General features: G+C 42.6%; 6 protein-coding genes. All 6 read left to right on the top strand.

All coding sequences use genetic code 11. From position 1 onward, the window contains the following. The first annotated feature begins 211 nt into the window (after positions 1-211). The 6 genes from SJY38_RS08140 to recD all read left to right on the top strand — a co-directional run bounded on the left by SJY38_RS08140 (position 212) and on the right by recD (position 13728). Positions 212-2485, top strand: a complete 2274-nt coding sequence (locus SJY38_RS08140) for a TonB-dependent receptor domain-containing protein (protein ID WP_377109590.1) — start codon at positions 212-214, stop codon at positions 2483-2485. An 86-nt stretch (positions 2486-2571) separates the two neighbouring features. Further along, positions 2572-3699, top strand: a complete 1128-nt coding sequence (locus tag SJY38_RS08135) for an alkaline phosphatase family protein (protein WP_377109589.1) — start codon at positions 2572-2574, stop codon at positions 3697-3699. Beyond that, positions 3696-4757: an alkaline phosphatase D family protein gene (locus SJY38_RS08130; protein WP_064386492.1), complete on the top strand. Its 1062-nt coding sequence runs from the start codon at positions 3696-3698 to the stop codon at positions 4755-4757. The genes SJY38_RS08135 and SJY38_RS08130 overlap by 4 nt, the downstream gene beginning before the upstream one ends. 160 nt (positions 4758-4917) lie before the next feature. Beyond that, positions 4918-8220: an exodeoxyribonuclease V subunit gamma gene (recC, locus tag SJY38_RS08125; RefSeq protein ID WP_377109588.1), complete on the top strand. Its 3303-nt coding sequence runs from the start codon at positions 4918-4920 to the stop codon at positions 8218-8220. Next, a complete protein-coding gene (gene recB / locus SJY38_RS08120; protein ID WP_377109587.1) occupies positions 8207-11770 on the top strand; it encodes an exodeoxyribonuclease V subunit beta in 3564 nt (1187 codons plus the stop codon). Before recC ends, recB begins: the two co-directional genes overlap by 14 nt. Next, on the top strand, positions 11767-13728 hold the full coding sequence (gene recD, locus SJY38_RS08115; protein ID WP_377109586.1) for an exodeoxyribonuclease V subunit alpha: 1962 nt from the start codon (positions 11767-11769) through the stop codon (positions 13726-13728). The genes recB and recD overlap by 4 nt, the downstream gene beginning before the upstream one ends. Positions 13729-13854: the final 126 nt, after the last annotated feature.

Genomic DNA, 13854 nt, shown 5'->3' with positions numbered 1-13854 from the left:
CCGCAAAGATCAACACGCCCTAGTATTTATATATAAATCAGCCTAGGTTTTTGTGCTTAGGCTGACTTACAAATGACATAACAAAGCCATAAAAACCCCACATTTTTTTAACACCCCTGTAAATAAACTTCATTTTTGTTGTCATAATTCGAAATCATACTGTGCCCGCTTTCATAATTACTTTAGATAATTAAAACCAAACGGGATCACAATGTACGCTTTAAATAATAAATCGATTTTGAGCATGGCAATTGCTATGGCTGTATCAACGTCAGCTTATGCAAATGACAACGAAATAGAAGAAATAACCGTTACTGCAAAACCAACCAGTTACGCAAATAATGTGATTGAGCCTGCAATGCTTGATCAACAAACAACGGTTTCGAGTGTGTTATCGGTTATCGATAACTTACCTGGCATTAGCATAAACGAAGGCGATGCATTTGGTGGCGATGACTGGTCTACCACAATTACTATGCGTGGTTTTAGTATTGACTCGAACCAGCAGCAATTAGGGATGACCGTTGATGGTATTCCTAACGGTGGCTCAAACTATGGTGGTGGCGCTAAAGCAAACCGTTACCTAGACACTGAAAATTTAGCCACTGTAGAAGTAGGCCAAGGCACCTCAGATATTAAATCGGCATCGCTTGAGGCACTAGGCGGTACATTTAACTTTGTAAGTAAAGCGCCAAGCCTTGATAGCAGCACCACTTTTGCTTACACCTCGGGTAGTCATGATGCGACCCGCTTTTACGTTAAGCACGAAACGGGTACTTTATTTGATAATACACAAGCGTATGTAAGTTACTCGCAAACTGATACTAGCCGCTGGATTGGCTCGGGTAGCAACGGCGGAAAAGATAATCAACACGCAGAGCTTAAATTTGTAACAACGCTTGCTGATTTAACAATTACAGGGCGTTTATCTTACGATGATGTAAGCGAGACTAACTACAACAGTGTAAGTCTTGCGCAATTTGAACAAACGCCAGAGTGGGATCAGTTAACGTGGAACTGGACAGGCGTTCCACATTATGACCAAATGTTTGCTGAGGGCTGGGGTACACTGCGTGAAAATACGTTAGCGTATTTAAAGTTTGAATATGCGCTTTCGCCAACATCGCTTATTACAGTGAGCCCTTATTATCATAAAAACTCGGGCCGTGGCGATTGGATCCCACCGTATTTAACAACTCCAGTAGATGAAAACGGCAACCCGACTACAGAGGGCGGCGCTAACGCAGGCTCTTACGGTTTTGTAGATAGCGCAGGTAACGCACTGGCACCAAACGAAGGGTGTACGGCAAGTTTAAGCTGGCCGTGGGAGTCGGGCCCTGGTTTAAATCCAGCATGTTACGATGATACGGCAATACCTGTAATGTCGTATCGTCATACGCATTACAAAAAAGACCGCTTAGGGGTCACTGCCAACTACCAAGCTACGTTTGGTATGCACGACATAGAAGCCGGTTTTTGGTATGAGCAAAGCGACCGTGACGAGTCTCGCGATTGGCACAAAGTAATTAATGCCAGCATTTACCACCACTTTGATAGCACGCCATACTGGACCCAGTATAAAAACACCTTTGAGACCGACACCCTTAAATGGTACGCGCAGGATTCAATGGCCCTTGGCGATTTCACGCTTAACGTAGGTGTTAAAAAGTACCTTGTTGATATTGAAAAGTACGACCATTATCAAAATGCCACAACCGCTAAAGTTAATAGTGACTCTGATGTGTTATTTAGTGGTGGTATTTTGTATCAGCTAAATAACTCAATCGAGCTATTTACCAGCTACAGCGAAAACTTTGCTGCTATTAAAGACGGGGTGCTTGAGCGCGACAGCTCTGATTTATCAGCCATTGAAGCTGAAACCGCTGAAAACATCGATTTAGGTGTTCGTTATCAAAATAACGCGCTAAACCTGACCGCAACAGCGTATTCAATTGAATTTGATAACCGTATTACGTTCATTGCCCCAGGTAGTGACACTGGCGGTATTGATTACACCATAGGTACAAATGGCTCTTACTTAAATGTAGGGGGTATTGAATCGCAAGGTTTAGAACTGTCGGCAAGTTACATGCTAAGCCCACAATGGAGTGTATATAGCTCGTACACGAATAATGACTCAGAGTACAAAGGCGATGCACCCGGGTTTGAAGCCGGTGAAAAAGTAACAGACTCAGTAGATGACTTATTTGTGCTATCGACCGATTACTTTAGCGGTGATTTCCGCTTTGGTTTATCGGCTAAATACACCGGTGAGCGTGGCGAAGTTGATGGCTATACCGTGGTTGATTTAAACGCAGGTTACGCAACCGATATAAACGCAGGACCATTTAAAGCTATCGATGTTGCCTTTGTTGTTTATAACGTTACCGATAAAAGCTATTTAGCGGGTGGTACGGGCAATGGCAGCACTTACTTTATTGGTGCACCACGTACAGCAGCACTGACGTTATCGGCTACGTTTTAATAGCCATAATGTACAGTAAATAATTAAAAGCCCATCTTTGATGGGCTTTTTGTTAAATGTACACAGTAATTAGGTACACAGTAATTATGAACTCAATTATAAAAGCCACGGTATTTAGCATCATTGTATTAATCAGCAATACCGCAAGCGCAGCGCAAAATGTAGTGCTAGTGACCCTTGATGGTGTGCGCTGGCAAGAGGTGTTTGGCGGGGCAGATAAAAACCTCATTAATAATGCCGATTTTGTTAAAAACCCAACGCAATTAAATAAGCAATTTTGGGCGCCTACCGCCAATAAGCGCCAGCAATTACTCATGCCATTTTTAACTCAACATGTGGCTAAAAAGGGCGTAATTGTAGGTGATAGAGCAAAAGGCTCTAATATGTCGGTGAGCAACCCTTGGTATTTTTCATACCCTGGGTATAACGAAATTCTCACCGGCGAAGTAGATGAAAAAATTAATAGTAACAATAAAGTATTAAACACGAATAAAACCATTTTAGAGCGCCTAGATGAGCGTGCAGACTTTAAAGGTAAAACCGCTTTGTTTGGGAGCTGGGATGTATTTCCTTACATTGTGAATACCCAGCGTAGTAACGTGTATGTGAATGCGGGTTTTATGCCCATAGAAAACGATTTATTTGCCGATGCTAAGCTTTTAAACGCGTTGCAAAATGAAATTCCGAGCCCATGGGAAAACGTACGCTTGGACAGTTTTACTTACCGATTTGCTAAAGCGTATATGCTGGCAAAAACGCCGCGCTTGTTAGTTATTAGCTTAGGTGAAACCGATGACTTTGCTCACGATGGCCATTACGACCAGTATTTAAAATCTGCAAGGCAAAGCGATGCGTTTTTAAAAGACTTATGGAGCACAATTCAAACTACACCGGGCTATAAAAACAACACAACGCTTATTGTTACCACCGACCACGGCCGCGGGAGCAGTGCAAGTGACTGGCAACATCATAGCTCTAAACGTGCGTTGGCTGAGCTGCATTTAGCGGGTAATAAATTTCCTGAGGGCATTGTCGGCTCTGAGCATATTTGGCTTGCTGCCATTGGCCCTGCAATAAAAGGGCACGGCTTAATTACAACACAAAATGAGCTTAAACAGGCGCAGGTTGCAGCCACTGTTTTAAGCGCATTGGGTATAAACCCAAAACACCTAAATTCAAACATGGCATCGCCAATAAGTGAGATTTTAAAATGAAGCAGTTAGTAAAACCTATTACACACGCCGTATTAGCATTAGGGTTAGCGTTTAGCGCAAATACTATGGCAGCCCCTTCAAAAATTTTATTTGGCTCGTGTGGGCATCAAGATAAAGACATCCCAATATTTGACACCATTAATAAAGAGCAGGGCGATTTATTTATATTTTTAGGTGACAATATTTACGGCGACACCAACGATATGACGGTACTTGCCAATAAATACCAAAAATTAGGTGCAAAACCAGGCTTTAAAACACTAAAAGCGAATACGCCAATCATTGCGATGTGGGACGATCACGACTTTGGTCAAAACGATATTGGTAAAGACTACCCACATAAAGAGCAGTCTCGCCAAATTATGCTCGATTTTTGGGGTGAGCCTAAAAGCTCACCCAGACGCACCCGCACGGATGGCATTTACACGTCGTATATGTATGGTGAGGATGAGCAAACCGTACACGTAATAATGCCCGATTTACGCTGGAACCGTGATGCACTTAACCACGTAAGCGAGCTTGAATATTACACTAAGCGTAAGCTTAATAACCAAGGCCCGTATAGCCCAACAGAAGTGAAAGGCGCCTCTATGCTAGGTGAGGCGCAGTGGCAATGGCTTGAGCAAGAGCTTAAAAAGCCTGCGGCTATAAAGCTAATTGCCTCAAGCTTGCAGTTATTACCCGATTTTACAGGGTGGGAGTCGTGGGCTAATTTCCCAGAGGATCGTAACCGTTTATTTGCGTTAATTAAAAAGCATCAAGTGAATGGGGTTATTATCATCAGTGGCGATACGCACTGGGGTGAAATATCAAAGTATCAACAAAACCTTGATTACCCTTTAATAGAAATGACCAGCTCAGGCCTCACTGAAAAGTGGAAAGACGTAAGCCCAAATAAACACCGTGTAGGTGATTACACCCACAATGTTAATTACGGCGATTTAAGCATAGATTGGCAACAAGCAGATCCAGCCATCTCACTTAAGCTTAAAGGGATAGATGGTAAAGTGATTATGCAAAGCGCATTTAGCTTATCAAGCATTAGCCCTTATAAATAAAATGGCCTGACAAATAAAACGCACAGTGATTAAAATTAACGCTGTGCGTTTAAACTCCCTGCTAACCCGCTGATTTATTAGTGCCAATTTGCTGATTGCGCTACCCCTATAAATGAAAATATCTTAAACTGGTTTTACTTCAAGTAAGGACTCCAGTTGTATGCTCAATATTATTCAATCAAACCGTATGGAAGCGCTGCAGGCTCAGTTTAATCAGCTATTAAAAGTAAACCCGCTGCAAAGCCCATTCGATAAAGAAGTGGTATTAGTGCAGTCGCCGGGTATGTCGCAGTGGCTTAAAATTGGTTTAAGCGAAAACCTAGGGTTAGCCGCGCAGGTCGATTTTCCGCTGCCATCGAGCTTTATATGGCAGTTGTATCAGCAGTTATTGCCCAATGTGCCTAAAGAGTCGGCATTTAATAAGCCTAACCTTGCTTGGAAATTATTTGCAATACTGCCCAGCTGTATTGATGAACCGCTTTATTTGCCGTTAAAAACCTATTTAGAGGGCGACCTAGACGGGCAAAAAACCTTTGCCCTGTGTGAAAAAATTGCCGATGTGTACGACCAATATTTAATGTACCGCCCGCATTGGATTGCCACTTGGGATAGCGGACAAGACGAACTTGACGATGTTGATATAAGCATTGCCCCGTGGCAAAGCGATTTATGGCGAAAGCTGGTGGCGCACAGTAAAGCGCTTGGGCAAAGCCAATTTCATCGTGCCAATATGCAAGGGCAGTTACTCGCCGCCCTTGAGAATATGGATAATAGCTTACTACCTAAGCGCATTAGTTTATTTGGTATATCGGCGATTGCGAGCTCGCAGCTTGAGGTGTTTGAAGCCTTGAGCAAAAAAACAGAGGTTTTTTTATTCTTTTTTAATCCTAGCGAGCATTATTGGGGCGATGTGGTTGATGAAAAAACAGCAGCCAAAATAAATGCCAAATACGCCAAAATGCCGCTTTTAGAAGCGCAGCAAAAAAAACAAACTAACCCTGATGAAGAATACTACTTTATAGGTAACCCGCTTTTATCGTCATGGGGAAAACTAGGGCGCGACTACTTTGAGCAACTCGTACAACTTGATGCGCGTTGGATTGATGGCTTTATAGATGCGTTTGACGATAGCTTGCTGGGCCAAATTCAAAGCGAGATTTACCAACTGGCATTTAAAGGTGAGTCGCTTACCGATAATAAGCAGTGGTTTATAAATGATGAGGGTAAATTGCCCATTAGCGACAGCGACACCAGCATTACTTTAAGCGATTGCCACACACCGCTTAGAGAAGTTGAGCGCTTGCACGACTATTTACTTACTTTGTTTAATCAAAACCCGTCGCTCACTCCCAAAGACATTATTGTAATGATGCCTGATGTAGGTACGTACAGCCCGTATATTGAAGCGGTGTTTGGCGGCGCGCAAAACACCAGTCGCTTTATTCCTTATGCATTGGCCGATTTAGCCATAGAGCAAGAAAAACCGGTGCTGAGCTCGTTTGCCAGCTTAGCTAATTTGCCGTTTTCGCGTTTTGGTGTTTCGGATATTCTTGATTTACTGCAAGTAACACAAATTGCCGAAAAATTTGCGCTAGAGGCGCACGAGTACGAACAAATTCAATATTGGCTTGAGCGTGTAGGGGTTAAATGGGGTATAAATGCTGAGCACAAAAGTAGCTTTGATTTACCCGCAATAGATTTAAATACCTGGCAGCATGGTTTAAACCGTTTACTGCTAGGCATAGCCCAGCGCGATGAACAATGCCCATTTAACGGCATTTATAGTGCCGATGAAGTAGAGGGCATGGCGCTTGATACCCTTAATAAACTGGTGCATTTTATTGATGTACTGCAGCGCTTTAAAGATGAGCTAACCCCTGATGATACCCTTAGCAATAAAGCGGATATTTTATCTGAGCTAATAAATGCTATTTATTACAATGAAGGCGACGACAGTTGGGATTTACTGGTACTGCAAAATGTTTTAGAGGAGCTTAAAAAGCACCACGATAATGGCGATTACGATAAACATGTATCGCAACGAATTGTAAGCTACCTGATAAAACAAGGCATTCAAGAAAAAGGCGTAGGGCAGCGCTTTTTAGTGGGGCAAGTTAACTTTTGTACACTAATGCCTATGCGCGCCGTGCCGTTTAAAGTGGTGTGTATGCTTGGCTTAAACGATGCCGATTATCCACGTACGGTGCAGCCAATAGGGTTTGACTTAGTGCCGTATTCTAAAAAACAAAAAGGTGACCGTTCACGTAAATTAGATGACCGTTACTTATTTTTAGAAGCCCTCCTGAGTGCCCGCGAAAATTTATACATAAGTTACATTGGCCGCTCATGTTTTGACAATCAACCACGTATGCCCTCGACCTTAGTAAGCGAGCTTTTAGAGTACATAGGCCGCAGCTTTACGTTAGCAAATAACAGCGAAAAAACGCTGCCTGAGTGTTTAATTTATCAACAGCACTTACAGCCTTTTAATCGTGCGTATTACACAGCAGATACTGAAGCTGAGGCTAAGCTGAGTAATCACAGTTTTAATCCTATTTGGCTACCTAGTGAGCGCGTAGACGCGCAGCCACTAACAGCCATTGATGTAACAGCGCCCGCGCAATTAGAGCTTGATGTATTTATTCGCAGTGTGTGCAACGCACAAGAGAGCTTTTACCAGCAAACATTAGGTTTACGCCTACCTGAATTTAACGAAGTAGCAAAAGATGAAGAGCCTTTTAGCCTAGATGCGCTGCGCCGCTACTTTTATTTAGACGAAATACTGCAAGCCAACATTAATGAGCAACCTTTAAGTACAGAGCAAATATTGCAACGGGGGGAGCTGCCACAAGCCAATGTGGGCAATTTAGTGTATGAGAGCATGGCGCACCGAGTAGATGCACTTGCCGGGCAAGTAAAAGAGCATATTAAAAGCGGCAAAACCGACCCGCTTGAGGTGTCTTTGCGTATAGAAAATACCACCATTGAGGGCTGGCTTAATCATATTTACCTTCAAAAACAAGTGTTTTACCGAAGTGCCAGTATAAAGGCCAAAGATTTAATTAAGGGCTTTATATATCATCTTGTTGCACAAAGTATGGAACAAAATGTTGAAACCCTATTACTGGGGCTTGATAAGCAAATTAGCTTTGCACCGCTTAGTAAAAATGAGGCCGATGCCTTACTCAGTGATTGGTTTTCGTTATACCAAGCCTTGCGCAAAGAGCCTGTGGCATTTTATCCGGTAAGTGGCTATGAATACGTTAAAAGTGGTGGCGATATTGGTAAAGCCATTAGCAAGTTTAACCCACAATACATAGGGCGCGGCGAGGGCGAAAACCCGTATATTCGTTTAACAGTGCAATCGCTCAATGACTGCCAAGAAGAATTTATTAAGTGGAGCGAAAAATTACTCTCCCCATTACATGCACATGCAAAGGAGAGTGACCATGCAAGCGCTTAATCCGCTAACAATGCCATTAAAAGGGCAAAGTTTAATAGAAGCCAGTGCGGGTACAGGTAAAACCTACACCATTACCGGGCTTTATTTACGTTATTTATTAGGCTTGCAAATACCAGGGGAGATAAACACCCCGTTAAGCGTTGAGCAAATACTTGTGGTGACATTTACCGATGCTGCAACGCAAGAAATTAAAGACCGCGTACGCAGCCGTATTATTGCTGCGCGCGATGCATTACTTGGCCAAAACCCAAATGATGAATTAATAGAAGGCGTAATAGCCGCAGTAGATGATAAACATCGCGCCTTTGATTTACTCGATGCCGCCGCTAAATCTATGGACGAAGCCGCTATATTTACCATTCATGGTTTTTGCCAACGCATGTTAAAGCAGCATGCGTTTGAATCAGGTGTTGCCTTTAACCTTGAATTTATTTTAGATGAGCGCGACATACTGCTCGACACAATTAAGGATTTTTGGCGCGCCTTTGTATACCCACTTAATAAAGAACGCACTGATGCTATTTTAGGGGTGTTTGCAGCCCCTGAATCGCTATTTAGCCAAGTCAGTAGTGTGCTAAATAAAGCCAATGCGAACATAGTGCCGCAAATAAACTTAGATGACGTATTTAAAGCTCGCGATGAGTACATTGCTAAAGTACCCGCTTTTAAAAAAGCAGTGCTGGAGCAAGAGTTTATAGCTGCAATAAAGGGCTCGGGTTTAAGTGGCTCTAAAACACCTGGGCGAAAAGGCAGTTTAACGGCCCTTGAAGGATTTTGTTTAGGTGATGAGTTATTTTTTGAATTTGGCACCAATAAATACTCGTTTGAGGTGTGGAGCAGCGAAAACTTAAGTGATGCCAGTAATTATAAAAAAAATCAGCCATTATTTAGCCACCCTCTGCTTAGCCTGTTTGATGAGCTTAGTGCACTTAATACTAAAATTAATCAGGGCCTTAAAATTGCCGTTGTACAAACCGCAGCTCGGTGGGTTAAACAGGCAATTGTAAAACGCAAGCAAGAGCAAAGTGTGATCACCCCAGATGATTTACTGACTAATTTACACAGTGCTTTAAATGCTGAGCAGGGCGAGGCTTTATCGCAAAAAATAGCGCAGCTATTTCCTGTTGCCATGATTGATGAGTTTCAAGATACCGATCCGATTCAGTACGGAATTTTTAGCAAAATATACGGCCAAGAAAAAACGACGCTTGCCATGATAGGCGACCCAAAACAGGCTATTTATGGCTTTAGGGGCGCTGATATTTTTACCTATATTGGCGCAAAAGAGTCGGTAGAGCCTGAGCAGCAATTTACTTTAGGTACCAATTTTCGCTCAAGCACCGATATAGTAAGCAGTGTAAACAGCTTGTTTTCTAAACATGCAAATAGCTTTATTTATAACGATGCCATACCGTTTAACGCAGTAGCAGCAAAAGGCAAAAAAGCCGATGAAACATTTACAATAGATGGCACACCTGCCACCGCGTTTGAATTTAATGTATTTGTAGATGAAGCTGCAGATGAAAAAAACAAACCCACCAGTAAAGGCGTTGGGCAAGGGCATTTGGCGAGCTATTTTGCCAATAAAATAGTGACATTGCTTGAGCAAGCCGAGCAAGGGCGAGCGTGCATTGGTAAGCATAAGGTGACCGCTGCCGATATTTGTATATTGGTGCGCGACCGTTTAGAAGCGCAAATAATGAAAAAAGCACTCAGCAATGCCAATATTGCTAGCGTGTATTTATCGCGCGACAGTGTTTTTAGCCAAGAGCTTAGCCACCATTTACTTAACTTTTTAACGGCATTGCATGGCCAATACAACGAGTCATTACTGCGCGGCGTATTAGCTGGGCCGTTATTTTGTTTAAGCTACAACGAAATTTACGCCCTTGCTGATGATGAAAATAAGTGGCAAGAGCACTTAAACTTTTTTGCTCAACTTAGCCATATTTGGAACAAGCAAGGCGCAATGGCGATGCTTGAGCGTTTGTTAAGTCATAATCAGCTGAGCGCTAAGTGGCAAGGGCTTGGCTATAACGTTGAGCGCTGGTTAACCGACTTTAGACACTTAGGTGAAATACTGCAGCAAAAGCAAATAGAGCTAGAAGGCACTTTGCGCTTGCTGCGTTGGTTTGCACAAAAGGTTAGCCAGCAAGATGGCGAAACCGTGCAAGTACGCCTAGAGAGTGACGCCAACTTAGTTAAAATTGTGACTATGCATGCCTCAAAAGGGCTCGAGTATCCGCTGGTATTTATGCCTTTTGCCAGTGGCTATCGCGAAACTAAAGAAGCGCTTTATCATCAAAACGGCCAGCTAGTTTACGATTTAAGTAAAAACGAAGACGCCTTAGCACAAGCCGAGCAAGAACGCTTAGCTGAAGACTTACGCTTACTTTATGTTGCCCTTACCCGTGCGGTACATTTTTGTGCACTTGGGGTGTATAACATAGGGCAGGGGCAAAGTAGTCGCTTGGCTATACAAAGTAGTGCATTAGGGCATGTGTTATTTGCAGGGCTTGAGCTTACAAGTAGCCAAACGTGGCGTACCCACTTAAGTGAATTTTGCGACGATCACACCGAAATGCACTATCAGCAATTTACGGCTGAGCAATTGGCCGAACAAGGCCAATTAACACTTAATAGCGCAGTGCAGCAAAGCCAAGCGTTAAGAGTTAATACGGTTACAGCCAACATAGAGCGAGATTGGCGAGCAACCAGCTTTAGCGCGCTGAGCTTTAAAAAGCACACCGATCATATTGAGCCTGGGCGCAGCGATGAAGATCATGAAAAAGATGAATTTGCTAACAGCCAAGATGAAATACCATCGCCTTACAGTTTCCCCAAGGGGGCGAAGCCTGGAAGCTGTTTGCATGAAATATTTGAGCAAATAGACTTTACCAGTGCGCAAGTACACCCTACAAATCCAGAGCAAAATTTAGCAGAGGTAGTTAAACATGCACTGGATAAATACCATATTAGCGAAAGCTGGCAACACGTGACCGAGCAATGGGTGCTTGATTCGTTAACCTGCCCCTTAAACAATGAGGGATTAAGCTTAAGCCAATTAGCCCCGACAGACTGCCTAGTCGAAATGGAATTTAATTTACCTTTAGATAGTTTAAGCGCGCCTAAATTAAACGAAATACTGGTTAAGCATTTTGGTTTTACCCAAAGCAAACTCGAGTTTTCTCATGTAAAAGGCCTGTTAAAGGGATTTATAGATTTAATTTTTTGCTATCAAGGGAAGTATTATATTTTAGATTATAAGTCTAATTACTTAGGCAATACGCCCGCTGATTATGAAAGCGACCTGCTAGAGCAAGCCATGAATAGCCATCAGTATCATTTACAGTATTTAATTTATAGCGTTGCGCTGCACCGATTACTCAAACAACGCATTAGTGAATATGCAATAGAAACCCACTTAGGCGGGGTTTATTATACGTTTTTACGCGGCATGCCGGCGGGCAAAGGGGTGTATTTTAATAAGCTTAGCGCAGAGCAAATCACACTATTAGATGGCTTATTTAGCCAAGGAGCCATGTTATGAGTGACTACCCTATGCAGCAAAGCCTGTTTGATGAGCCGCCAGCACCTGCCCAACCATTAAATACGGTGGAGCTGCTTGACTACTTATTAGATGAAAAACGCATAAGAATGGTAGATGTAAAGCTTGCCTTAATGCTGTGCGATAACCAGCAAAACGACGTGTTTTATATAGTGTTATTGCTGTGTTTAGCACAGCAAAGCCAACATAGCTGTTTAACATTAAAAGAAGTCGACTGGCAAAACCCGTTTAATTTACGCCAAAGCGACTTTACTAAAACCGAGGGCAATGTACCAAATATTACATCGCCTTTTAACGAAGCCTTTAACTACCTCGATGCGCTTAGCTGTTTAAGTGCCCATAACAGTGTGGGCGAGGCCAAACCCTTACAGTTATTTAACGAACGGCTTTATTTTGCGCGCCTAGCTGATTATGAGCACACCTTAGCTATACGTTTACTTGCGATGAGTGAGCGCCATTTAAATATAAATACCCAGTTACTCAGCCAATTATTAAATGACTACTTTGTTGATAATTCAGCACTTGCGATTGATTGGCAAAAAGTAGCTTGTGCTATTGCCGCAACAAAAGGCTTTAGCGTTATTACGGGCGGGCCAGGGACTGGTAAAACCACCACCGTGACTAAGCTATTAGCTATTTTACAGTCGCTTTATAAAAGTGCACCTTTAAGCATTAAACTGGTGGCGCCTACAGGTAAAGCCGCAGCCCGTTTAAGTGAATCAATTTTAGGGGCAAAAGAGCAACTTAAAAATATTCCTGAGGATATAAAGGCCTTAATCCCCGGTAGCGCGCAAACCATTCACCGGCTTTTAGGGGTTAAACCCTTTACTAATAAATTTAAGCATAACAGCACCAACCCGCTGCATTTAGATGTACTTATTATTGATGAAGCCAGCATGGTTGATTTATCGCTCATGGCTAAATTAATAGAAGCACTGCCTGCGCATGCGCGTTTAATATTGCTTGGCGATAAAGACCAACTTGCCTCGGTAGATACCGGCAGTGTAATGAGTGATTTATGCCAAGGGTTAGCATTGGGTGAAACGCCTAATTACTCGCAAGCACGATGTGATGAGCTCAATGCTTTATGTTTTAAAGGAAAGGCTAAATTAGCGGCGCCTGGGCATAGCGAATTTAAACTAGCCGATTGCATTGCGTTTTTACAACACAGCTACCGGTTTGATGCACAAAGTGGCATTGGCCAGCTTGCACTGGCGGTTAATACTAACCATAACGGTATTTTAAAATACGTAGAGCAACAAAGCACACAAGGGCAGTTTAACGATGTTATTTTAGAATATGACTTTGTTGCAAAACCCATAGAAAAATTAATAAACAGTGCTGCTAAGCATTACGCTCATTATTTAAATTTAATCGCCCAAGGGGCAAGTGTTGCAGATGTTCACGCGGCGTTTTCTCAATATCAATTATTAGCGGCCGTACGTGAGGGTGATTACGGCGTAAATAGCTTAAACAGTCGCATTGAGCGCGCACTTGTGCAGCAAGGGTTAATATCGGTAAGCCCAAACCAGCGCCATTACAGTGGTATGCCTATTATGGTGAGCCAAAACGATTATCAACTTAAGTTGTTTAATGGTGATATTGGTATTTTAATGCCCGATGAAAGCGGGCAGTTAAAAGCATTATTTATTGATGAGCAAAGCACGGTTCGGGCGTTTTCACCTGCGCGCCTGCCTGCTCACGATAAAGTGTATGTAATGACCATACATAAATCGCAGGGCTCGGAGTTTAGTTATACAGCTATGGTTTTACCGCCGCTTAAACACGCCAGTATGGGTGTAAATAGGCAGCTGGTGTACACAGGCATAACACGTGCTAAAAACACCTTTGAGCTGGTGGCCGATAAAAAAGTACTGCAATTGGCCATGAGCAAAAGCGTATCAAGAGCCTCAGGATTGTATGAGCGCTTAAAATACTAATACCTGTTTATATTTATAGGTTTAACTAATTACTAAAAACCTAACGTATTTTTATGCGTTAGGTTTTTTAGCTTTAGTACTGCCGACTACTAGGTGTGTGTAAATAATACTAAATATTGCAATTAT

The organism is Pseudoalteromonas sp. R86517 (assembly GCF_042466295.1).
Taxonomy (GTDB): domain Bacteria; phylum Pseudomonadota; class Gammaproteobacteria; order Enterobacterales; family Alteromonadaceae; genus Pseudoalteromonas; species Pseudoalteromonas atlantica.
This window is presented reverse-complemented; position numbering and strand designations above follow the sequence as displayed.